Annotated in this window: 21 protein-coding genes; 15 read left to right on the forward strand and 6 right to left on the reverse strand. The window is 61.9% G+C overall.

The window, feature by feature from the left end:
* Positions 1 to 212: 212 nt before the first annotated feature.
* The 3 genes from M0H32_RS00950 to M0H32_RS00960 form a co-directional block, all read right to left on the reverse strand.
* A complete protein-coding gene (locus M0H32_RS00950; RefSeq protein WP_248149575.1) occupies positions 213 to 1,118 on the reverse strand; it encodes an alpha/beta fold hydrolase in 906 nt (301 codons plus the stop codon).
* A 75-nt stretch (positions 1,119 to 1,193) separates the two neighbouring features.
* Complete coding sequence (purD, locus tag M0H32_RS00955; RefSeq protein WP_248149578.1) at positions 1,194 to 2,465, reverse strand: phosphoribosylamine--glycine ligase; 1,272 nt, start codon at positions 2,463 to 2,465, stop codon at positions 1,194 to 1,196.
* Positions 2,466 to 2,604: 139 nt separating this feature from the next.
* Positions 2,605 to 3,429, reverse strand: coding sequence for a PEBP family protein (locus tag M0H32_RS00960; RefSeq protein WP_248149581.1), 825 nt, complete (start codon positions 3,427 to 3,429; stop codon positions 2,605 to 2,607).
* 186 nt (positions 3,430 to 3,615) lie between these two features.
* On the opposite strand from M0H32_RS00960, the gene ubiA reads away from it, so the two are divergent.
* Positions 3,616 to 4,557 carry a 4-hydroxybenzoate octaprenyltransferase gene (gene ubiA, locus M0H32_RS00965; RefSeq protein WP_248149583.1) on the forward strand — a complete coding sequence of 314 codons (942 nt, stop codon included), beginning with the start codon at positions 3,616 to 3,618 and terminating at the stop codon, positions 4,555 to 4,557.
* Positions 4,558 to 4,815: 258 nt separating this feature from the next.
* Here ubiA and M0H32_RS00970 read toward each other — a convergent pair whose 3' ends face one another.
* Positions 4,816 to 5,406, reverse strand: coding sequence for a DUF6101 family protein (locus M0H32_RS00970; RefSeq protein ID WP_248149586.1), 591 nt, complete (start codon positions 5,404 to 5,406; stop codon positions 4,816 to 4,818).
* 445 nt (positions 5,407 to 5,851) lie between these two features.
* Here M0H32_RS00970 and M0H32_RS00975 point away from each other — a divergent pair, with 445 nt between their 5' ends.
* The 6 genes from M0H32_RS00975 (at position 5,852) to lpxK (ending at position 11,422) form a co-directional block, all read left to right on the forward strand.
* Positions 5,852 to 7,195 carry a TldD/PmbA family protein gene (locus M0H32_RS00975; RefSeq protein ID WP_248150520.1) on the forward strand — a complete coding sequence of 448 codons (1,344 nt, stop codon included), beginning with the start codon at positions 5,852 to 5,854 and terminating at the stop codon, positions 7,193 to 7,195.
* Positions 7,182 to 8,000, forward strand: coding sequence for a 3'(2'),5'-bisphosphate nucleotidase CysQ (locus tag M0H32_RS00980; RefSeq protein WP_248149589.1), 819 nt, complete (start codon positions 7,182 to 7,184; stop codon positions 7,998 to 8,000). Before M0H32_RS00975 ends, M0H32_RS00980 begins: the two co-directional genes overlap by 14 nt.
* A gap of 136 nt (positions 8,001 to 8,136) precedes the next feature.
* Positions 8,137 to 8,376, forward strand: a complete 240-nt coding sequence (locus M0H32_RS00985; protein WP_248149592.1) for a DUF4170 domain-containing protein — start codon at positions 8,137 to 8,139, stop codon at positions 8,374 to 8,376.
* Between the two features lie 29 nt (positions 8,377 to 8,405).
* A complete protein-coding gene (locus M0H32_RS00990) occupies positions 8,406 to 9,104 on the forward strand; it encodes a lysophospholipid acyltransferase family protein (RefSeq protein ID WP_248149595.1) in 699 nt (232 codons plus the stop codon).
* Complete coding sequence (locus M0H32_RS00995; RefSeq protein ID WP_248149597.1) at positions 9,097 to 10,416, forward strand: 3-deoxy-D-manno-octulosonic acid transferase; 1,320 nt, start codon at positions 9,097 to 9,099, stop codon at positions 10,414 to 10,416. The genes M0H32_RS00990 and M0H32_RS00995 overlap by 8 nt, the downstream gene beginning before the upstream one ends.
* A complete protein-coding gene (gene lpxK / locus M0H32_RS01000; RefSeq protein WP_248149599.1) occupies positions 10,400 to 11,422 on the forward strand; it encodes a tetraacyldisaccharide 4'-kinase in 1,023 nt (340 codons plus the stop codon). Before M0H32_RS00995 ends, lpxK begins: the two co-directional genes overlap by 17 nt.
* 12 nt (positions 11,423 to 11,434) lie before the next feature.
* On the opposite strand, the gene M0H32_RS01005 is transcribed toward lpxK, so the two are convergent.
* Positions 11,435 to 11,650 carry a DUF2093 domain-containing protein gene (locus M0H32_RS01005; protein WP_248149601.1) on the reverse strand — a complete coding sequence of 72 codons (216 nt, stop codon included), beginning with the start codon at positions 11,648 to 11,650 and terminating at the stop codon, positions 11,435 to 11,437.
* Between the two features lie 509 nt (positions 11,651 to 12,159).
* Here M0H32_RS01005 and tldD point away from each other — a divergent pair.
* The 3 genes from tldD to M0H32_RS01020 all read left to right on the forward strand — a co-directional run bounded on the left by tldD (position 12,160) and on the right by M0H32_RS01020 (position 16,250).
* On the forward strand, positions 12,160 to 13,584 hold the full coding sequence (gene tldD, locus M0H32_RS01010) for a metalloprotease TldD (protein ID WP_248149604.1): 1,425 nt from the start codon (positions 12,160 to 12,162) through the stop codon (positions 13,582 to 13,584).
* Positions 13,585 to 13,609: 25 nt separating this feature from the next.
* Complete coding sequence (locus tag M0H32_RS01015) at positions 13,610 to 14,224, forward strand: HAD family hydrolase (protein WP_248149607.1); 615 nt, start codon at positions 13,610 to 13,612, stop codon at positions 14,222 to 14,224.
* A 235-nt stretch (positions 14,225 to 14,459) separates the two neighbouring features.
* Complete coding sequence (locus tag M0H32_RS01020) at positions 14,460 to 16,250, forward strand: monovalent cation:proton antiporter-2 (CPA2) family protein (protein WP_248149610.1); 1,791 nt, start codon at positions 14,460 to 14,462, stop codon at positions 16,248 to 16,250.
* A 78-nt stretch (positions 16,251 to 16,328) separates the two neighbouring features.
* On the opposite strand, the gene M0H32_RS01025 is transcribed toward M0H32_RS01020, so the two are convergent.
* Complete coding sequence (locus tag M0H32_RS01025; protein WP_248150523.1) at positions 16,329 to 16,802, reverse strand: invasion associated locus B family protein; 474 nt, start codon at positions 16,800 to 16,802, stop codon at positions 16,329 to 16,331.
* Between the two features lie 626 nt (positions 16,803 to 17,428).
* On the opposite strand from M0H32_RS01025, the gene coxB reads away from it, so the two are divergent.
* From coxB to M0H32_RS01050, 5 genes are all read left to right on the forward strand, one after another.
* Positions 17,429 to 18,334, forward strand: coding sequence for a cytochrome c oxidase subunit II (gene coxB, locus M0H32_RS01030; RefSeq protein WP_248150526.1), 906 nt, complete (start codon positions 17,429 to 17,431; stop codon positions 18,332 to 18,334).
* 78 nt (positions 18,335 to 18,412) lie between these two features.
* On the forward strand, positions 18,413 to 20,008 hold the full coding sequence (gene ctaD, locus M0H32_RS01035) for a cytochrome c oxidase subunit I (RefSeq protein WP_248149612.1): 1,596 nt from the start codon (positions 18,413 to 18,415) through the stop codon (positions 20,006 to 20,008).
* 142 nt (positions 20,009 to 20,150) lie between these two features.
* Complete coding sequence (locus M0H32_RS01040; protein ID WP_248149615.1) at positions 20,151 to 21,092, forward strand: heme o synthase; 942 nt, start codon at positions 20,151 to 20,153, stop codon at positions 21,090 to 21,092.
* Positions 21,092 to 21,253 (forward strand): hypothetical protein, encoded by a 162-nt coding sequence (locus M0H32_RS01045; RefSeq protein ID WP_248149618.1) that lies wholly within the window; start codon positions 21,092 to 21,094, stop codon positions 21,251 to 21,253. Before M0H32_RS01040 ends, M0H32_RS01045 begins: the two co-directional genes overlap by 1 nt.
* 11 nt (positions 21,254 to 21,264) lie before the next feature.
* The gene (locus tag M0H32_RS01050) at positions 21,265 to 21,870 is read left to right on the forward strand and encodes a cytochrome c oxidase assembly protein (protein WP_248149620.1); all 606 of its coding nucleotides are present in this window, start codon (positions 21,265 to 21,267) and stop codon (positions 21,868 to 21,870) included.
* The last annotated feature ends 5 nt before the right edge of the window (positions 21,871 to 21,875 follow it).

Genomic DNA, 21,875 nt, shown 5'->3' on the forward strand with positions numbered 1-21,875 from the left:
GTTTTTTATGCCCCTGAGGCTTGGAGATTTTTGCAAACCATCACTGCCATTTTTCTCAATAGTCTCGAATGGTTAAATTGTATTGAATAGATTTCTTAAAGCTTATTAAGAATAGAACTCTGCCGACCCGACGAAATCGTACAAAACACCGTCGGCTATTGCTTGGCTGCAGTGGCGGAAATCACGTCTTGAAAAGACGATTGGCTGCTTTCTCACACGGCGAAAAAGCCGAACAGAGCATCAAATGTTTCAGCAGGCGCTTCTTCGGGCAGGAAGTGACCGCTTGGCAAAGCCAAACCTTCGACCATTGGACTCCAGCCGCGCCAGACCTCCAAGGGATCTTTCACGCTCATGGCAATGCCCTTGTCACCCCAAAGGGCCAGCAGCGGGCGTTTAATTCTCTGCCCGTCCTCGAGGGACTGGCGGTCGTGATCGTAATCGATCCCGGCACCGGCACGGTAATCTTCACATGTGGCGGATATCCGATCCGGATCGCAGAACCAGGCGCGGTTATGCGTCATGGCGCCTTCGGAAAAGCAGCTCAGGCTCTTGGCGGCGGTCCAGCTTCTCAAGGTGTGGGTGAGGAACCGTATCGGCGAGGCGGCGATCAGTTTTTCCGGAAAGGGCGCGGGCTGGGCCAGGAACATCCAGTGATAGATTTTCAGGCCGAAGGCCCGGTCCATTCGGTCCCAATAGTCGCAGGTCGGCAGGATATCGAGCACCGCCAACCGCTGGATCCGGTCCGGGTGATCAAGCGCCATCCGGTAGGCCACACGGCCGCCGCGGTCGTGGCCGGCCATGAAAAAACAGGTGTGCCCCAGGACCCGCATCATCTCGACAAAGGTCGCCGCCATGGCCCGCTTGGAATAGGCCATGTGGTCCTCGGAGAGCGGCGGTATCGAAGATCTGCCATAGCCGGGCAGATCGGCGGCGATGACAGTGAAATGTTCTGCGAGCCGGGAGGCAATCTTGTGCCAGCACACATGGGACTGAGGATAGCCGTGCAGCAAGAGAAGCGGGGGGCCCGATCCGCCAACCCGGCAGAACAGCCGCTCCTCATTGGCTTCAACCGTGATGCTGTCGAAACCCGGAAACAGGTCCGGCAAATTGTTGTGCAAGTCAGTCTCCCCAGCCTGCGCCGGGGAAAGACTACCTGTGATTTTAAGCGCTTGCCAAGCTCTTATTGAGAGGCGTCAGCTTTCGCGGGCGACGGCGCGCCAGCCGATATCGCTGCGGCAAAAGCCTTCCGGCCAGTCGATGGCCTCGACGGCGCCATAGGCGCGCTCCTTGGCCTCGCGCACGCTTTTGCCAAGCGCGGTCACATTTAGGACGCGGCCGCCATTGGCGAGGATCCGGTCGCCGTCGCGCCTGGTGCCGGCATGAAACACGGTCAGCCCGTCGGCATCGATGTTCTGCAGTCCACGGATTTCGGTGCCCTTGTCGTAGCTGCCCGGATAGCCGTTGGCGGCCATGACAACGGTGAGCGCGACCTCATCGCGCCAATGGGCTTCAACTGAGTTCAGTGTCCCGTCGATGCTGGCTTCCAGCAGATCCAGCAGATCGCTGGTCAGGCGCATCATCATCACCTGGCATTCCGGATCGCCGAAACGGGTGTTGTATTCGATCAGCTTCGGTCCGTCCTTGGTGATCATCAGACCGGCGAACAGCACGCCCTTGAACGGCGTGCCCCGTTTGGCCAGAGTCGCGATGGTCGGTTCGATGATCCGGCGCATGACATCGGCGACAATTTCGTCGGTCATGACGGGAGCGGGCGAATAGGCGCCCATGCCGCCGGTATTCGGGCCTTCGTCGCCATCAAAGGCACGCTTGTGATCCTGGGCGGTGGCCAGCGGCAGCGCGTTGGTGCCGTCGGACAGGACAAAGAAGCTGGCTTCCTCGCCTTCCAGGAATTCCTCGATCACGACCTCCGCGCCGGCCGCGCCGAAGGAGCCTTCAAAACAGTCCGTGACGGCTTTTTCGGCCACTTCCAGCGTCATGGCGACAACCACGCCCTTGCCTGCGGCCAGCCCGTCGGCCTTGACCACGATCGGCGCGCCCTTGTCGCCTATATAGGCAAGAGCCGCTTCGGCATTGTCGAACCGGCCATAGCCCGCGGTCGGGATCTCGGCCTCGTCGCAAACACCCTTGGTAAAAGCCTTGGAGCCTTCCAGCTGGGCAGCGGCTTTAGAAGGCCCGAAGGCCTTGATGCCGGCGCCCGCCAGGTCATCTACGAGCCCGGCAACCAGAGGGGCTTCCGGACCCACGACAACCAGATCGATGTCTTGCGCGCGGCAGAAGTCGATGACGGCCGCGTGGTCTGTGACGTTCAGATCCGTCAGTTCGGCGACATCCGCGATGCCGGCGTTGCCGGGCGCCGCATAGAGCTTGGTCAGTCTGGGAGATTTCGCCAGGGCCCAGGCCAGCGCATGTTCGCGGCCGCCGGATCCGATCAGGAGGAGTTTCATGAAAAGGCTGCCTCATTTTGAGGAGATTGACGCGCAAGGCCGGAGCCTGCCGAACGGCAGGATGGCGTTGGCGCGGTCTATCACGGGTGCCCGGGCGCTGCAAATCCCGGCCGCGTGAAAGCGGCCGGTAATGCTCGGATCAGCCTCCAACGGTGAGGCGGCAATAGAGAATATTGTCCTTTTTCAGGTCCGGTCCCCAGATAAGTTTTGCCGACCGGTCCCAGTCGATCCGGTCATACCCGCCCTTGGGGCCGACGTCGCGGGCCGAATGAAGGCTTGCCTTCGGCCAGGCGCTGTCGTCGAAGCCAGGAGCCATCCAATCGCTTGCGACCGTTGCCCGGACAGGCGCGCAATTGGCCTTCGAGACATCGGGTTTGCGCTCATCGGCACAGGACGCATTTGCCGGAGCGGCCTGGACCGTCAGGCAGCGCCAGTCCCGGCTCGTGACGGCAAGCACCTTTCCGCTCGCAGCATCCTTGAACTGTGCGATCGCTCCGCCGTCGCCCATCTGCTGGCGCCGGGTGCCGATATATTCAAGACCCGTTTCGTTTTCCATGAAATCGCGGAATTCGAAGGCCAGTGTCATCGGCAGGTCGGCGTTGAACCGGAACCGTTCGGCATTGAACGAACGCTCGCTCTTGTAGGCAACGCTGTCCTCCACAAGTGGTACGCCGTTGACATAAAGCCGAAACCAGTTGTCGACCCAGACTTCTCCGACAATCGTCCGCGCGCCGGAAGAGGCCGGGGCACTCTCATGAACGTCTCCGCCACCGCCGGGGCGCGGCGGCGGTCCGTCACCACGCCGGGGCGGTGGATTTCCGTCACCCGGGCGAGGGGGCGGCTTGCCGTCGCCATGCCCTGGCGGTGGCGGCGGTTTCTGGGCGAAGGCCATGGAGGGAACGGCGGCTAGGCCAACGGCAAGCGAAAGCAGAACTGCGGCGGCGTGTCTGGCTGAAAGTGTCAAGACGGTCTCCGATTTCCGGATGGCCCGGGGGTGGGTTCCCTGGCCTTTTCGGCTACAGGCCCACGACAGCGGCACTATGACCTGTTGCAGGGTGAATTTCATCTCAAATATCGGTAGAAGTGCCGGGGACATCGCCCGGACCGGCGGTAGGCCCGCTCTCAACAGACTCGCATAGGCAGCTGAACCATGTTTACCACCAAGGACACCGGACCTGTCGCCGACGCCGTCAAGCGTCACTGGGTCGACACGCGCCTGCCGCCTGTCTTGCGTCCCTTTGCGCGCCTTGCGCGCTGGGAACGGCCGATCGGCTGGTGGTTGTTGCTCTGGCCGTGCTGGTGGTCCGCGGCCCTGGCCGCGATTGCCGCTGGTCATGGCTGGCCAAACCCGTGGCACCTGGTGCTGTTTTTCGTCGGCGCGGTGGCAATGCGCGGCGCCGGCTGCACCTATAACGACATTGTCGATGTCGACATCGATGCCAAGGTGGAGCGGACCCGTTCGCGGCCGATCCCAGCGGGACAGGTGACCAAATTCCAGGCCAAGGCTTTCCTGGTGATCCAGGCGCTGATCGGTCTGGCGGTGCTGCTGCAGTTCAACACATTCTCGATCTGGCTCGGCATCGCCTCGCTGCTGCCAGTCGCCATCTATCCCTTCATGAAGCGCGTCACCAACTGGCCGCAGCTGTTTCTGGGCCTCGCCTTTTCGTGGGGCGCGCTGATGGGCTGGTCGGCGGTGTTCGGCGATCTCGGCTGGACGCCGATCCTGCTTTATCTCGGCGGTATCTGCTGGACCATCGGCTACGACACGATCTACGCCCACCAGGACAAGGAAGACGATGCGCTGGTCGGTGTCAAATCGACCGCGCGCCTCTTTGGCGAACACACCAAGATCGCACTGATCCTGCTTTATAGCGCAGCTACGGTGCTGTTCATGCTGGCAGCGAGTTTCGCGGATGCAGGCCCGGCCGCCTTTTTCGGCATTCTCGCCGGTGTGGTTCATCTCGGCTGGCAGATCGTCGTGCTTGATATCGACGATGGCGACCAGTGCCTGAAACTGTTCCGCTCCAATGGCACCTATGGCTGGATCCTGTTCGCGGGTTTCGTGGCGGATGCGTTCATCGGCTGGCTGTAGGCGGGCGGGCATGTCCGGCGTGTCATGCGCTGTTAGGGAGAAATAACACCCATCGGTGTTTTCCCGGCCAAGCGCAGCGCGAGCCGGGACCGGAGAGGCTCAAGTCTTCGAATATTGCAGGATCTAACTTAGGAAATCGGCGCGCCGGTCCCGGATCTCCGCTTCGCTGCGTCCGGGATGACGAATTTGAGGATTGAAAACGATCAAGGCCCCGAAAGACGGGGCCTTTTTTCCTGCGTTCTGCTTCAAGCTGAGGTATCACGAGCGGGCGATGATTTCCCGTTCGTTGGCATGGACCTTTGTCGCCTCAGCTGTGCGGCCCGGCTGGCGGCGGTTCAGGAACCGCGGGCGGCGGCCGGTCAGAAGCCGCAGCTTGCGGCGCGGCGTCGGTTTTGCTGTCGGCACGGCGCTGAAGGCCTCGATCGGCTTGACCTTGCCGCCGAGGTCGCAGACCAGCATCGGCAGGTTGAACACCTGGGCCCAACGGCTCCACAACACGGCGAGGTCGTCGGAATGGTTCGTCTCGGCCAGGGTGATCGACAGGGCGCTGTCCGGATGTTTCAGGATCAAAGCAGCGACGATTTCACCGGCCGCGGCACCAGGCACGATACGCACCATGACACCGTCGAACCCCTGTGCGGGCACGACGACGGTGACCGGGACACCGGCGACCCGGCGCTTGATGACCGCCCGGTCGCGGTCGAGAAAGATTTCTGCAGGAAGGGACGGTGTTCCGGGACGGCTTTCAAGGCGTTGCTCGAAGCGGACCGGAAGGCAACCGGGCTGGGGCATTGTGGCAATGCCTGTCCCGGTTGCCGAAGTTTCCTGTTGTTCTGTTTGACGTCTCAAATGACTCTCCACCGGACCTTTTGGTCGGACCTTTTTGGTCTCTCGATGGGATTGAATGTAGCGAAGAAGAGTCGTGAACCGCTTAAGAGACAGAGTTAAAAAAGTCTGATTTTAAAGAGGGTTACCGGAATGTAATCAAGGTAGTAACGGCTTGTTCAGCTGTGTGGCCAGGAACTTGGATTTACACGTAAAAGGTGCAGCGACGGACTGCGGCCCTTTTTGCTATGCCTCGGCGGTGACTGCAAAAATCCCGCTGACGGCTGTGGCAATGCAACCTCTTGCCGGGACATGGCCGCAAACCCATTTGCTGTAAATCCCGTTGCGCGCATCGTCCCATTGCGGTGCGAAGACGCAATGGATTGTTGGCAAATGGCCCCGGCGGTTGCGGTGCGGACGCACGGGGCGTAAACAACAGCCGGACCAGATGGCGGATGAGCTTGAGAACATGTCGGACCTGATCGATCAAAGTGAATTGCAATCCCGCGCGGCACGCCTTGTCGAGGCTGCGCGCAAGGCAGGCGCCGATGCTTGCGACGCCATCGCGGTGACCGGCGTCTCGCTTGGCGTCGATGTCCGCGAAGGCAAGGTCGAGGAAACGGAACGTGCCGAAGGCGACGACGTCACCTTGCGGGTGTTTGTCGGCAAGCGCACGGCGGCTGTTTCCGCCAACCGGCTTGACGATCCGGCCAGTCTGGCCGAACGCGCCGTTGCCATGGCCAAGGTCGCGCCGGAAGATCCTTACGCCGGTCTTGCAGATCCGGAGCTTCTGGTGAAGGACTTCCCGGTGCTGGAACTGCTGGACACCACTGAAATGACCGCTGAGCAGCTGACCGAGATCGCGCTCGAGACGGAGGCCGCCGGGCTGGCTGTCGACGGCGTCAGCAAATCGGGCGGGGCCGGGGCCTCCTGGCGTCTGGCCGGCGTGGTCCTGGCAACGAGCCATGGCTTCGAAGGCTCGTACCTGTCTTCACGCTATGGCATGTCCATGACGGCGGTGGCCGGAGACGGCACCGCCATGGAACGGGATTATGATTTCGACAGCCGGACCTTCTTTGAGGATCTGGAAGCACCGGCCGAGATCGGCCGTAGGGCGGGTGAACGCGCGGTCCGGCGCCTCAATCCTCAGAAACTCTCCACCCGCACGACCAATGTCATTTATGAATCCCGTGCCGCCCGCAGCATCCTCGGCCACCTGGCCGGCGCCATCAACGGCGCGTCGATTGCGCGCAAGACCAGTTTTCTGAAAGAGAAGATGAACGAGGCGGTGTTCGCGCCCGGCATTCAGGTGGTCGACGATCCGTTCAAGCGCCGCGGCGCCGCCACCCGCCCCTTTGACGGCGAAGGCACGCGCGCCGATGTGCTCAACGTGATCGAGGACGGTGTTCTCAGGCACTGGTTCCTGGACGGGGCCTCGGCCCGCGAACTCGGCCTGTCGCCGAACGGACGCGCCCATCGCAGCGGCAGCGGAACCTCACCCGGCGCGACCAACATCACCCTGATGCCGGGCGACAAATCCCTTGAGGAGCTGATGGCGGATGCGGGCGAGGGCCTGCTGGTGACCGACCTGATCGGCCATGGCGTCAACGGCATCACCGGTGATTATTCCCGGGGCGCTTCCGGGTTCTGGTTCGAGAACGGCCAGATTGTCGAGCCCGTCAGCGAGATCACCATTGCCGGCAATCTGATCGACATGTTCCAGCGGCTTGTTCCGGGCAACGATCTGGACAACCGCTACTCGTCGGCGACCCCGTCCCTGATGATTGAGGGAATGGCTCTTGCCGGTAGCTGACGGCAACTTTACAGACACCGGACCGGAAGACGATCTGGCGCTCCTGGAAGCGGCGGCGCGCCAGGCCGGCGACCTGGCGCTGTCGTTCTTCGGCCAGAATCCGGAAAGCTGGTTCAAGGGCAAACAGGGTGTCTCGCCGGTGTCGGAGGCGGACCTGGCCGTTGACAGGATGCTAGCGGAAACGCTGCGCACGGCCCGGCCGGGCTACGGCTGGTTGTCGGAGGAAACCGCGGACGATCGCTCGCGCCTGGATCATGACAGGGTCTTTATTGTCGACCCGATCGATGGAACGCGGGCCTTTCTGGCCGGTGGCGACGAGTGGACGGTCTCTTTGGCAGTCGTCGAGGCGGGCCGGCCTGTTGCCGGTGCCGTGTTCTGTCCCGTGCGTGCGGAAATGTTCCTGGCCCGTTCGGGCGGTGGGGCCTTTCTGAACGGCAAGAAGCTGAGCGTTTCCGGGCAGCAGTTTGTCGCCGGCGCCACGCTGACCGGGCCGCATTCGATCGTTGCCAATGAGGATGTTCTGGCCTCGGGTTTCGTGGCGACCGATATTCTCAGGTCTCTGGCCTACAGGCTGGTCACCGTTGCAGCCGGGCGTGTGGATGTCGGTGCCGCACGGGGAGGCCCCAGCGATTGGGACCTTGCGGCAGCCGATCTTTTGGTGCAGGAAGCGGGCGGGAAGCTGACCGACCTGTCAGGCCGGCTGCTGACCTATAACCGCGCCAAGACAGGCCATCCGGCTTTGATCGCAGCGCCCGGCGCCCTGATCGAAAAGGTGCGCGAGGCGCTGAAGGGCGTGATCGGCTGACAACTGGGGCAACCTGCGTCCCTGAGAATGCGGGTTGCTTGCTCCACGAGTTTGGAAATGGACAGCTTGTGGACGTGAGATCCGGGCCAGAAACCGTCCAGGGCTCAGGCTTGCAGTGACGAGAAGCGAGGAAAATATGAGTGACACAGACGCCCCGAAACAGCTGTTGCATCTCGTCTTTGGCGGAGAGCTGGAATCGCCGGACGGGCTGACATTCCGCGATCTGGATGACCTTGATATTGTCGGTATCTACCCGAATTACGCCACAGCCTACACCGCCTGGAAAGCCAAGGCGCAGGCGACGGTCGACAACGCGCATATGCGCTATTTCATAGTCCACATGCACCGCCTGCTTGATCCGGAAACGGCAAGTTAAACGGTCGGAATTTTCAGGCAAAAACAAAAATGATCAAACGCCTTGGCCGGCAGCCCTGGGTCCTCGCCACGATCGGCTCCCTGCTCGCCGGATATCTGAAACTGGTCTATTACACCAACCGGTTCGTTGTCGAGCCGGAGGGTGTGCACGAGCAAACCGAGCAGGACCTGCCTGTGATCGTGGCCATGTGGCACGGTCAGCACTTCATGGTGCCGTTCGCCAAGCCGAAACACTGGCCGGCCAAGGTGATGATTTCCAGATCCGCCGACGGCGAGGTCAATGCGATCGCGGCAAGCAAGTTCGGCCTCGGCCTGATCCGCGCGTCGGGTGGACGCAACGCCCGCCAGATCAAGAAGCGCGGCGGCATGAAAGGCTTTATTGAGGCGCTCCGTGCGCTGAAGGACGGCTATTCCATTGCTATGACCGCGGATGTGCCCAAGGGACCGTCGCGCCAGTCCGGCGTCGGCATCGTCCAGCTTGCCAAGCATTCCGGACGCCCGATCCTGCCGGTAGCGGTTGCCACCAGCCGCAGCATCGAGCTCAACAGCTGGGACAAGGCCAGCGTCAACCTGCCGTTCGGCCGCGGCAGCATTGCCGTCGGCGACTTGATCTGGGTTCCCGGGGACACGGAAGAAGACGCGCTTGAAACCTACCGGCTGCAGGTTGAAGAGGGGTTGAACGTGGCGACCCGGCGGGCCTATGAACTGGTCGGCAGGTCGGATGGCTGAGCGGCGCCCTTTTCTGATCAGCGCCTATCGGGGCTGCGCACGCGCCCTGACCCCCTTGTTCAATCTGTTGTTTTCCCTGCGCAGCCGGTCCGGCAAGGAGATACCGGCGCGAAAGGGCGAACGCTTCGGATATCCGCAAACGCCACGACCCGAAGGCAGCCTGGTCTGGATCCATGCCGCCAGTGTCGGCGAAACCATGTCGGTGCTGCCTCTGGTCGACAGGCTGGCGGAGGCCGGTCACAAGGTGCTGTTGACAACTGTCACGGTGACGGCCGCGGAACTCGCCCAGCAACGCTTGCCGAAGGGCGCGCTGCACCAGTTCGTGCCTTACGATGCGCCGGGCCCCGTCGCACGGTTCCTGGCCCACTGGTCGCCGGACCTTGTGATGGTCGTGGAATCCGAGATCTGGCCGTGCCTGTTCGACGAAATGCGCCGGCGGGTCACACCCTTCGTGCTGCTCAACGGGCGGCTCTCCGACAGGTCGCACCGGAGCTGGTCCAGGTTGCCGAAGATCGCCAGATACATTTTCCAGTGCCTCGACCTCGTGCTCGCCCAGTCTGACGCGGATGCAAAGCGGTTCAAGCGCCTGGGCTGCAAGAGGGTTGCGATCCCCGGCAATCTGAAATTCGATGCAACCGATCCGGCCGTGGATCGTGACGAGCTCACCCGGCTCAAGGCCGAGATCGGGGAGCGGCCGGTCTGGCTGGCCGCGCTGACGCATTCCGGCGAGGACGACATTGCGCTGGCCGTCCAGGAAAAACTGCGGCGGGATTTCCCGGATCTGCTCCTGATGCTGGTGCCACGCCACCCCACACGCACCGACGAGGTCGCAGGATTGGTGACGGACCGGCAAATGAGACTTGCGCGGCGCAGCCTGGGTGAGCCAATCTCAGCGTCTACCGATGTCTATCTTGGTGATACGCTTGGCGAGATGGGACTTTTTTATAGCCTGGCTCCGGTGACGTTTCTCGGCGGCTCCTTCACCGATGCTGGCGGGCACAATCCTGTTGAAGCCGCCTTGTCCGGCTCCGCGCTGGTCACGGGTCCGCGCGTATCGAACGCGCGTGCCGTCTACAAGGACTTCTGGATCGGCAACGCCGCCGGGAAGGCGGAAACGCCGGAGGAACTCGGCGAACGTATTGGCCGGCTCCTGTCCGAACCGGCGAAAGCCCAGCGACAGGCATCTAGGGCACGCACGCTGGTAGAAGCGGGGCGGGGGGCGCTCGACAAGAGCCTGGATTATCTGGCCCCCTATCTTGCCGGGCACCGCGGCACGCAGGCGCCGGAGGTCACGCGTGAAGACGGCGCCTGACTTCTGGTGGACGCCCGGTTTCACCATCGCGGGACTGCTGCTGCGTCCCGTCGGCTGGATCTACGGCCTGATCGCGGGCCGGCGGATGTTGAAACGGCCAAAGACAAAGAGCCGCCTGCCGGTGATTTGTGTCGGCAATTTTGTGGTTGGCGGCACCGGCAAGACGCCGTTCGCGATTGAACTGGCGCATCGTCTTCGCGAAGAGGGGGCGCGGCCCGGGTTTCTGCTGCGCGGCTACGGTGGCTTTGCCAGGGGACCGCTGCTGGTGGAGGCCGACACGCACAATGCCGATGAAGTCGGCGACGAGGCCCTACTTCTTTCCCGGCACGGGCCGACGGTGATTGCCGCGGACAGGCCAGCCGGCGCCCGGCTTGCGGAACAGCAGGAGGTCGATGTGATCCTCATGGATGACGGGTTTCAGAACCCGGCGCTGGCCAAGGATCTCAGTCTCGTGCTGGTCGACTGCGCCACGGGCTTCGGCAACGGCAGGTGCCTGCCCGCCGGCCCGCTCCGGGCACCGGCGGTCAAACAGATGCTGAAAGCCGACTGTCTGATCCTGGTTGGGGAAGGCGATGCCGCGGAGCCCGCGGTGCATCTTGCGGGACGCAAGGGGCTGCCGATCCTGCATGCCCATATGAAGCCGCAGCCGAATGAGGATCTTGTCGGCCGCAAGCTGTTCGCCTTTGCCGGGATCGGCAGGCCGCAGAAATTCTTTGCGACGCTGAAAGCGGAAGGGTACGAGGTTCGGAAAACCAGGATCTTCCCGGATCACCATGCCTATACCCAGGCCGATATCCAGGCGTTGCTCACCGAAGCCGAAGAAGCGGGATTGACGCTCGTGACCACGTCCAAGGACATGGCCCGGCTGGAAACCTCAAGCGGTGAATTGTTTCACTGGATTGCATCCAGCACGGAAGTGCTGGAGGTGCGCATGGAGATTGACAATGAGGACCGGCTCGCCGGCCTCATCAAGGAAACGCTGCGGCGGCGCAAACTGTCCGGCTGAACCTTGCGGGACCTACTTGCCTTCGAGATAGCGCGTCATCGACGCCTGGGCGTCGACATAGGCTTCCTGGCGCTCGACCGACCAGTATTTGAGTTCGTCGAGCGGGATGGCTGTTCCGGTCACCGCGCAACGCACGAAAGTGCCCGGCGTTTCCACCTGGTAGTCGCCATCCAGATAGCGGATGCGCGCTTCGCTTGGAATGCGCGGATTTTCGTAGCGGTTCATCATTGGCGGAACTGGGGCCTTGTTTGATCTTGTTCTACGCCAGTCTTGTACGGCAAACGGACGGGTCTGAGCAAGCCTTAGCCGGGCTCGAACCAATGAATTCCGCGTCATCCGGAAGATAGGCGGTGAACGCAAGTCGCGTCCGTTCAGGTGTGGCAGAGCGACATGACCTTGGCCCATTCGGGCAAGGTTGCCCAGTTGCAGACCAGTTCCATCGCACGGTCCTTGCGGCGGATTGCCAGATCCTGCAAACGTTTGGACTCCGTGGACCCGTCCGGCAAACCAAGAGTTCCGGCTGACCGGCTATCGGATGCATGACGAGCAGACACGTTTTCATGATCATTGATAAATATGATTTCAATATTCAAGATTAAAAATCGGCAAGTGGATTTCGGAGCTTTTGGGGTGATTTGTGCGCCAAAACACCTATGTTGAGGTCAAAGGCGAAGCCACCCCATCGAGCCGGGTGAATCGCAACGGCCCGGCTTTCAGGGCAAATTCAGGACTTGCACATGACCCTTTCCACCACCGATCTCATTGAATCCTCCGGCCTCGGGCTGGAGACCGCCAAACGGATCACCGGGGAGGCGCTTTCCGGCGCGGATGACGGCGAGCTGTTTGTCGAGTACCGGCAGACCGAAGGACTGGTTTTCGACAATGGCCGCCTGAAGGGCGCCAACTATGACACCGCCCAGGGCTTCGGCCTGCGGGCCGTTGCCGGCGAAGCCGCCGGCTATGCCCATGCCGGCGATATCTCCGAAGGCGCGCTTCAGCGCGCGGCGGAAGCCGTCAGCGCCGTCAAGAAGGGCTATTCCGGTAGTTATGCCGCGCCGCCCGCGCGCACCAATCTCTCGCTCTATTCCGATGCCAATCCGCTCGGCGGCCCCAGCTTCGAGGACAAGGTCAAGCTGCTGCAGGAAATCGATGCCTATGCGCGTGCCAAGGATCCGAGGGTCCGCCAGGTGTCCGCGTCGCTGGCTGGCTCCTGGCAGGTGGTGGAAATCCTGCGCGCCGACGGGCATCTGGTACGCGATGTCCGTCCGATGGTGCGTTTGAGCATCTCCGTGGTCGCCGGGAGTGGCGACCGCCAGGAAAGCGGCTCCTTCGGCTGTGGAGGACGCGAGGGCTTCGAGCGGTTCATCACCACGGAGAACTGGCAGGGCGGGGTCGACGAGGCGCTTCGTCAGGCGCTGGTCAATCTGGAAGCCGTTCCGGCACCGGCGGGCACGTTCGATGTAGTGCTCGGCCCCGGCTGGCCGGGCATTCTGCTCCATGAAGCGGTTGGCCACGGCCTGGAGGGCGATTTCAACCGCAAGAAAACTTCCGCCTTTGCCGGCCTGATGGGGGAGCGCGTGGCGGCCCCGGGCGTGACCATTGTCGATGATGGCACCATCCCGGACCGGCGGGGATCACTCACCGTTGACGACGAAGGCACGCCTGCCAGCAAGACGGTGCTGATCGAGGACGGTATCCTGAAAGGCTACATGCAGGACCGCCAGAACGCCCGTCTGATGGGCATGGAACCGACCGGCAACGGCCGGCGCCAGTCCTATGCGCACATCCCGATGCCGCGCATGACCAACACGGTGATGATGGCCGGCGACAAGGAGCCGGAAGAGATCATCCGCTCCGTCAAGGACGGCATCTATGCCGTTTCCTTCGGTGGCGGCCAGGTTGACATCACCTCAGGCAAGTTCGTGTTCTCCTGCACCGAGGCCTACAGGGTCGAAAACGGCAAGGTGGGTGCGCCGCTGAAAGGTGCGATGCTGATCGGCAACGGCCCGGACGCTTTGACGCGCGTATCGATGATCGGCAACGACATGCAGCTCGATCCCGGCATGGGCACCTGCGGCAAGCAGGGCCAGGGCGTGCCGGTCGGCGTCGGCCAGCCGTCCATGCGCATCAATGCCATGACGATTGGCGGAACGGCGGTCTGAGTGCGCTGAGGACGGAAGTCTGGCAATGCCCTCCATCCGGTTTGTCATCTTCGACATGGATCAGGTGCTCTATGATTATAAGCATCCGGTCCGGTTGAAGCTGCTTGAAGAGCTGACAGGCCGCCCGGCGGCGGAGATCGATGCCGCCGTGTGGGGCGGGCCGCATGAAGATGCGGCCGAGGCCGGCACACCGGATACGGCGGAAGGCTATCTCGCCCAGTTCGCGGAGCTCCTGGATTATCCGATCGATTTCGACACCTGGTGTGACATCCGCCGCAAGATGATGCGTGCCCGTCCGGATGTCCTGGACCTTGTCCGGCAGCTCAAAGCCACGGCGGATGTCGCCCTTCTGACCAATAACGGCATGATGCTGAAGGCGGCTCTCCCCGTCTGTGCTCCGGAGACGATCGAGATTTTTGGCGAGAAGGCGCATGTCTCGGCGGAATTCAAGCTGCGCAAACCGGATCCGGCCATCTACCGCAGCATCTGCGCGCATTATGGCTATGCGCCGGAAGAAACCGCTTTTGTCGACGACAAGGCGGAAAATGTCAGGGGGGCGGAAGAGGCGGGGCTGACCGGCCACGTCTACACGGACGTAGTTGCCTTCCGATCGTTTCTGTCGCTGCACGGACTTGTCTGATCCTGTCAATTCTCACCGGACTTTTTGACCCGACCGGCACAAACGGCCCCGTTCGGCCATCGGATTTGTTCACATTTGATCTATCAAAGGCCTTTTGACTGAAAACAAAGCACTTTTATGCGGGCAATGCTGGAATTGAGGCAGGGATCAGGCGTATTCTTTGCTACGCTGGAATCAGGTGGACTGCACCGCTCCCCAACGGGAGACAGCCTGGCCGGACAGCAAGGGAGAGACAATGGCCACAGAAGGAGCCCCTCCGTTTTTCGCCGAATCGATCGTGTTTCTGGCGGCGACGGTCGTTGCCGTGCCGATCGCGAAACGTCTGGGGCTTGGCTCCGTGGTCGGGTATCTCGCAGCCGGGGCGGCTATCGGCCCACACGGTCTGGCGCTGCTGGGCTCCGGTGAGGATGTTCTGCATGTCGCCGAGCTCGGCGTGGTGCTGCTTCTGTTCGTGATCGGACTTGAGCTCGACCCGCACAAACTCTGGCGCATGAAGCGCGACATTTTCGGGCTCGGCACGGCGCAGGTCATTTTGACCGGTATAACCCTTTACGGAATCGGCCGTCTGGCCGGCTATCCATTCTCGACAAGCCTGATTGCCGGATTTGGCCTCGCCCTGTCGTCCACCGCCTTTGCCCTGCAGATTCTCCAGGAACGCGGCCAATTGTCCTCGGCCTACGGCCAGCGTGCCTTCGGAATCCTTCTGTTGCAGGACATCGCCATCGTCCCGCTCCTGGCAATGGTCGCCATCTTGGCCCCGGGGGAAGGCCCTTCGACGTTCTCGCAGATCGCCAGCGAGATCATGATCGTCCTCGCGGCCGTGGCGGCGGTTGTTCTGACAGGTCGCTACCTGATCTCGCCCGTGTTCCTGTTCCTGGCGGCCAGCCGCGCGCGCGAGGTGATGCTGACGGCGGCCCTGCTGGTTGCGCTCGGCAGCGCCGGGATAATGCATTCGGTCGGCCTGTCGATGGCACTGGGCGCGTTCCTGGCCGGCGTGCTGCTGGCCGAATCGAGTTTCCGGCACACGCTCGAGGCGGACATCGAACCGTTCCGGTCGCTGCTGATGGGCCTGTTCTTCGTCGCCGTTGGCATGTCGCTCAATATCGCGCTGGTGATGGCGAACTGGCTGTTCGTGGCAACGGGCGTCCTGATCGTCATGGGTGTCAAGGGTATCTTCCTGTGGACCTTGTCCCGGGCAACGGGCTCTTCCAATTCCGATGCCATGCGCGTTGCGGTAACGCTGCCGCAGGGCGGCGAATTCGCGTTCGTTCTGTTCACCGCCGCAATCGGCAACAGCTTGTTGAACTACTCCACGGCCAACCTGCTCAATGCCATTGTCATTCTGTCGATGCTGCTGACCCCGGTAGCTTGCCTCGGTCTGGACTGGCTGGCCGAGCGTGCCAAGGCGCGAGGCATTGAAAATCCGTCTATCGAGACATTCGAGGAGGCGACACCGACCGTTCTTGTCATCGGTTTCGGCCGCTTTGGCATGGTGGTTGCGCAGATCCTCACTTCCGAGGGGCTGGAGATCACGGCCATCGACAACCGGCCGGACCGGATCGAATATGCGCGCAAGCAGGGCTACAAGGTCTATTACGGAGACGCCACCCGCGCCGACGTGCTGGCGGCGGCCGGCGCGGGCAAGGCAACACTGGTGGCCATGTGTATCGAAAACGACAAGGTCATGGGCAAGGCAATCGATCTGATCCGGGAGGGGTTCCCGGACGCCCTGATCTTCTGTCGGGCGACCGACCGCGCCCATGTGCTGGATCTCACCAAGCGCGGCGTCGATTTCCAGATCCGTGAAACCTTCGAATCGAGCGTGGTCTTCGGCCGGGCGGCTCTGGAAGCGCTGGGTACGCCACTCGACCGGATCGACCAGATCGAGGAAGACGTCCGCTACCGGGACGAGGAGCGCCTTGCGGAACAGTTGACCCAGGGCATGTATGCGGGCGCCGACAAGCTGCACAAGGTGACGCCGCGCCGGAATCCGACAAAGGACGAGCACGACGCGGCGGCGGAATAGGCGGCCGGGAGGCAGTGTCGAGCAAAAAAGGCGCCGCGAAGGGCGCCTTTTGAGCTGTTGCCTATGCCTGGAGAGGTTTCAGGGCAGGGCGTCGAAGCCAGCCGAAAAACCGTTCAGGGAAATCGGAATGCCGATGCCTTCTTCCGGGGTCTGGAAAATGATGAACGTGGCCTGGCCGCCCGATTGCAATTTGGTGAGCAGGTCATCTTCCAGGATCACCTCCGCGATGCAGCCGTTGGGAAGGCAGCGGACGAAGCCGGCGCGCCCGATATCGGCATTGTCCACGCGCAGCCCGAGCCCGGACGGCAGCAGCACACCGAGAGGCGCGAGGACACGCAGGATCCGGGCCTGTTTGTCCGCGGTCTTCAGAACTATGACGGACAGGCCCACATTCTCGCGGTCGGCGGCCGTGACGTTTTGAATCAGTGCGCATTGTTCGCTGCTTGCGCCCGGCGGCGTATCGCAGCGCATTTGCCAGTCACCATGGGCGGAACGAACTTCTCCCTGAGACTGGGCCGGCAAAGTGCCCTGCGCAAGACTGCCGAGCAAAATGCAGCTAACCGCAACAGTTTTGGAAAGAAAGGTTCCGGTGCGTCCGGTCAGACGGGCTGAAATGGACTGCAGCAATTGGGTTGACAAGAAATCCTCCAGTCAATCGTTGTCCGGTCCGCCGGGGCCGGCCAGCAGGTGGAATGGCCCTGTTAAGCGAATCAAGGTTTGGGATCCGGCCCGACATTGCCGCATGATTGCGGATGATTCCAGTCGGCCCGGATAAGATCGCCACGAATAATCGCAATTCTTGTCGAAAATCCGCATGTCCTTGACCCTGGTCAAATGATTGCGGCTCCACGGCGCCTGTGAAAAGTTGGAAATTCCATTGCAGCACGGCGTTTCTTGTGGTTTTTGTGCGGCACGAAGGTGTCGGTGGGATGATGCGGCACATCGCCGCTCTGTCCGATGGTCCCCATCGCCCTTTATGTGAGTTTGTGGTTATAGTCCGGCATTCTCGTGACCCGGTCCAACGTCAGGACGCAGCAGATTTGGCTTGCGCAGCCGTGCCAAGCCCGCTACTGCCGCACCGGATTGGACCGGATCTGAGTCCGGAATTAATGCATTTGCCGCTGGTAAGGCGGCTGAGGGAAGGGAGCGCGGACGTGAAGGCAGTCTTCAAGCGTCTCATGACTATGGCCGGAATGGCGGCGACTATGGCAGGAGCGTCCACGGCGGCCCTGGCAGCTGAATCCGGCATGAAGGAATGGCAGCTCGGGTTTCAGAGCTCGGTTACCGATGTGATGGACGACATCACCTGGTTCAACGGCTTCACACTGGTGATCATCACCGTCATCACGCTGTTCGTGCTGGCTCTGCTGGTTATCTGCATGGTGCGCTTCAGCTCCAAGGCGAACCCGGTTCCGTCCCGGACCTCGCACAACACCCTGATCGAAGTGGTCTGGACCATTGTGCCGATCCTGATCCTGGTCGTGATCGCGATCCCATCCTTCCGCCTGCTCTACAAGCAGCTGGACATTCCCGAATACGACATGACCATCAAGGCGACCGGGTACCAGTGGTACTGGGGCTATGAATACACGGACGAAGGCATGGGCGACCTGTCCTTCGATTCCATCATGGTTGCCAATGATGAGCGCGAAGCGGTTGCCACGGCCCGCGGTGTCAGCCTCAACGAGGTACCCCGTCTTCTGGCCGTCGACTACGACCTCGTGATCCCGGTCGACACCACCGTGCGTCTCCAGGTGACCGCCGCGGACGTGATCCACGCCTTCGCCATGCCGTCCTTTGGCGTTAAGATCGATGCCATCCCGGGCCGTCTGAACGAGACCTGGTTCCATGCACGCGAAGAAGGCGTCTATTACGGCCAGTGCTCCGAACTGTGCGGCAAGGATCATGCGTTCATGCCGATCGCGGTACGCGTCGTCTCCAGGGATCAGTTCCAGGCGTGGGTGACCGCGGCTCAGGACGACCTGGACACCGCCAACGAGCAGCTCTATGCGGCCCTCGCGGATGCGAAAAAGAAGGTTGCCGCGACAGGCAAGCTTGAGCAGATTTCCGTCGCCGCGAAATAACGCGGCGGCGAGCCTGATTGGTGATTGCGCGCGATGACACGCAGCGCCGCTGAAAGAGATTGAAAGAGGGAGCCCCAAATGGCTGCGACCGAAGCACATGCGGCACATGACCATCCCTATGGATGGCGCCGGTGGGTCTATTCGACCAACCACAAAGATATTGGCCTTTTGTATCTGATCTTCGCGATCATCGCCGGGATCATCGGCGGCGCGCTCAGCGTCGGCATGCGGATGGAACTTATGGAGCCGGGTATGCAATACTTCGGCGATCCGCACCTGTTCAACGTGTTCACGACCGCGCATGGTCTGATCATGATCTTCTTCATGGTCATGCCGGCCATGATCGGAGGGTTCGCCAACTTCTTCGTGCCGATTATGATCGGTGCGCCGGACATGGCGTTCCCGCGCATGAACAATATTTCCTTCTGGTTGCTGCCGCCGGCCTTCGCGCTGCTGCTGCTGTCACTCTTTGTTGAAGGACCTCCGGGCGCCAACGGTGTCGGTGGCGGCTGGACGATCTACCCGCCACTGTCTACCTCCGGTCAGCCCGGTCCGGCGATGGATCTTGCGATCCTGTCCCTGCACATCGCGGGTGCGTCCTCTATCCTCGGTGCGATCAACTTCATCACGACCATCTTCAACATGCGCGCGCCGGGCATGACCCTGCACAAGATGCCGCTGTTTGCCTGGTCCGTGCTGATCACCGCGTTCCTGCTGCTGCTGTCGCTGCCGGTTCTGGCGGGCGCCATCACCATGCTGCTGACGGACCGCAACTTCGGCACCACTTTCTTCACGCCGTCCGGCGGCGGTGACCCGATCCTGTTCCAGCACCTGTTCTGGTTCTTCGGTCACCCGGAAGTGTACATCCTGATCCTGCCGGGCTTCGGCATCATCAGCCACATCATTTCCACCTTCTCCCGCAAGCCGATCTTCGGTTACCTCGGCATGGCCTACGCCATGGTCGCCATCGGCGTCGTCGGCTTCATCGTGTGGGCGCACCACATGTACACCGTCGGCATGTCCTCCGAGACCCAGGCCTACTTCGTGGCGGCCACCATGGTGATCGCGGTCCCGACCGGGGTTAAGATCTTCTCCTGGATCGCGACCATGTGGGGCGGCTCCATCGACTTCAAAACCCCGATGGTGTGGGCGATCGGCTTCATCTTCCTGTTCACCGTTGGCGGTGTGACGGGTGTGCAGCTCGCCAATGCCGGCCTCGACCGGTCCTTCCACGACACCTATTACGTGGTGGCTCACTTCCACTACGTGCTGTCGCTGGGCGCCGTGTTCGCGATCTTCGCGGCCTGGTACTACTGGTTCCCGAAAATGTTCGGCTACATGTACAACGAGACCATCGGCAAGGCCCATTTCTGGATCACCTTCGTCGGCGTGAACCTCGTGTTCTTCCCGCAGCACTTCCTGGGTCTGAACGGCATGCCGCGCCGCTATGTCGACTACCCGGATGCGCTGGCCGGCTGGAACATGGTGTCCTCGATCGGCTCGTACATCTCCGCCTTTGCGGTGCTGGTGTTCCTGTTCGGCATCTTCGAGGCCTTTTCCAAGAAACGCGCGGTTGGCAACAACCCGTGGGGCGAAGGCGCGACGACCCTGGAGTGGACCCTGTCTTCTCCGCCGCCGTTCCACCAGTTCGAAACGCTGCCGCGCATCAAGTAAGCTGCGGCGGGAGGCAAGGCCTCCGCTCACGATCAGCACCGCGCCGGACACGGCGCGGTGCCGCCTTTAAGTAAGATCTGCCCGGACCGGTACCCCTCGTGTGGTGAGGCGGGCAAGCAACAAGAATTCAAAGGACGCGCCCATGTCGCTCGTTGAGCGCCAGGATACGATAGGCCAGGACAGCGCCGTCTGGGACGGTGGAATGGGATCGGTGAGCGACTATGTGGCGCTCCTGAAACCCCGCGTCATGTCCCTGGTGATCTTCACCGCCTTTGTCGGCCTGATGCTGGCTCCTGGCTCGGTGCATCCCGTGCTCGGCGCGGTCGCGATCCTGTGCATTGCCATCGGCGCCGGTGCGTCCGGCGCGCTCAACATGTGGTATGACGCCGACATTGACGAAGTCATGTTGCGCACCCGCAAGCGGCCGATCCCGGCCGGAAAGATCACTCGTGACGAGGCGCTTGCCTTCGGCATCACGCTGTCCATCGGCTCTGTGGTCACGCTGGGTCTGCTGGTGAACTGGTTCGCCGGTGCGTTCCTGGCCTTCACCATCTTCTTCTACGTGATCGTCTATACGATGTGGCTGAAGCGTTCGACGCCGCAGAACATCGTCATCGGCGGTGCCGCGGGCGCCTTCCCGCCGATGATCGGCTGGGCAGCGGTGACCGGCTCCGTCAGCCTGGAAAGCTTTGTGCTGTTCGGAATCATCTTCATGTGGACGCCGCCGCATTTCTGGGCGCTGGCGCTGGTGAAGAACGGCGACTATACCGCCGCCAAGGTACCGATGCTGCCGGTGGTCGCTGGCGAGACCAGCACCCGTCACCACATTCTGGCCTATGCGGTTCTGCTCGCACCGGTCGCCATTGCGCCGTACCTGCTCGGTTTTGCCAGCCCGGTCTATGGCGCCGCGTCCGCTGTGCTGAGCGCGATCTTCGTGGCGCTGTCCTTTGACATCTGGCGCAAGCGCGAAGGCGACGCCGCCAAGGCTGCCTGCTGGCGCCTGTTCAAGTTTTCCATCTTCTATCTGTTCATGCTGTTCGCCCTTCTGCTCGGTGAGAGCCTGGTCGCGGGAGTGCTGGCGTGATGGCGGAAGAGAACAAGGGCATTACGCTCACGGATGAACAGAAGAAAAAGCGCCGCTCGAGATCCGTCGCAATCGCGCTCGTGCTGGCGGCGCTCGTCATCCTGTTTTACGTCGTCACCATCATCAAGCTCGGACCGGGCGTGATGGACAGGGCACTGTGAGGGACGGCGGCGTGAGCGACACCAACACAGGCAAGGATCTGGCCAGGCGCAACCGCAAGCTTGCGGTGACATGCGTCAGCGTGTTCGCCTTGATGGTCGGCGCGGCCTATGCCGCGGTGCCGCTTTATGATCTTTTCTGCCGGGTCACCGGTTTCGGCGGCACCACTCAGGTGGCCGATGCTGCGAGCGACATCGTGATCGACCGTATGGTCACCATCCGCTTCGACGGCAACGTCAACCATGACCTGCCCTGGAAATTCGCGCCCAAACAGCGGTCCGTGACCCTTAAAATGGGCGAGACCGCGCAACTGGCCTATCTGGCCACCAACAAGGGCAGCGAGACCACGGTGGGCACATCGACGTTCAACGTCTCGCCGCCGACCGCCGGTGCCTATTTCAACAAGCTGGACTGTTTCTGCTTCACCGAGCAGGAACTGGCCAGTGGCGAAACCGTCGAAATGCCGGTCGTCTTTTTTGTCGACCCGGAAATGGACAAGGATCCGGAGCTGAAATCAGTGAAGGAAATCACTTTGTCCTACACCTTCTTCCCGGTAGAACAACCGGAACGTCCCGTTGCAGCCAAGGCCGGTGCGGCCGAAGCTGAAACGAACCTGTGAGCGAT

The sequence above is a fragment of the Roseibium sediminicola genome (genome assembly GCF_023156505.1).
In the GTDB taxonomy this organism is placed as follows: domain Bacteria; phylum Pseudomonadota; class Alphaproteobacteria; order Rhizobiales; family Stappiaceae; genus Roseibium; species Roseibium sediminicola.

Coding starts and splice junctions, on each gene's coding strand:
- purD (WP_248149578.1), bottom strand. CDS start 2,465: ATGAAACTCCTCCTGATCGGATCCGGCGGCCGCGAACATGCGCTGGCC.
- ubiA (WP_248149583.1), top strand. CDS start 3,616: ATGTTTACCACCAAGGACACCGGACCTGTCGCCGACGCCGTCAAGCGT.
- M0H32_RS00975 (WP_248150520.1), top strand. CDS start 5,852: ATGTCGGACCTGATCGATCAAAGTGAATTGCAATCCCGCGCGGCACGC.
- M0H32_RS00985 (WP_248149592.1), top strand. CDS start 8,137: ATGAGTGACACAGACGCCCCGAAACAGCTGTTGCATCTCGTCTTTGGC.
- M0H32_RS00990 (WP_248149595.1), top strand. CDS start 8,406: ATGATCAAACGCCTTGGCCGGCAGCCCTGGGTCCTCGCCACGATCGGC.
- M0H32_RS00995 (WP_248149597.1), top strand. CDS start 9,097: ATGGCTGAGCGGCGCCCTTTTCTGATCAGCGCCTATCGGGGCTGCGCA.
- M0H32_RS01005 (WP_248149601.1), bottom strand. CDS start 11,650: ATGATGAACCGCTACGAAAATCCGCGCATTCCAAGCGAAGCGCGCATC.
- tldD (WP_248149604.1), top strand. CDS start 12,160: ATGACCCTTTCCACCACCGATCTCATTGAATCCTCCGGCCTCGGGCTG.
- M0H32_RS01015 (WP_248149607.1), top strand. CDS start 13,610: ATGCCCTCCATCCGGTTTGTCATCTTCGACATGGATCAGGTGCTCTAT.
- M0H32_RS01020 (WP_248149610.1), top strand. CDS start 14,460: ATGGCCACAGAAGGAGCCCCTCCGTTTTTCGCCGAATCGATCGTGTTT.
- coxB (WP_248150526.1), top strand. CDS start 17,429: ATGACTATGGCCGGAATGGCGGCGACTATGGCAGGAGCGTCCACGGCG.
- ctaD (WP_248149612.1), top strand. CDS start 18,413: ATGGCTGCGACCGAAGCACATGCGGCACATGACCATCCCTATGGATGG.
- M0H32_RS01040 (WP_248149615.1), top strand. CDS start 20,151: ATGTCGCTCGTTGAGCGCCAGGATACGATAGGCCAGGACAGCGCCGTC.
- M0H32_RS01045 (WP_248149618.1), top strand. CDS start 21,092: ATGGCGGAAGAGAACAAGGGCATTACGCTCACGGATGAACAGAAGAAA.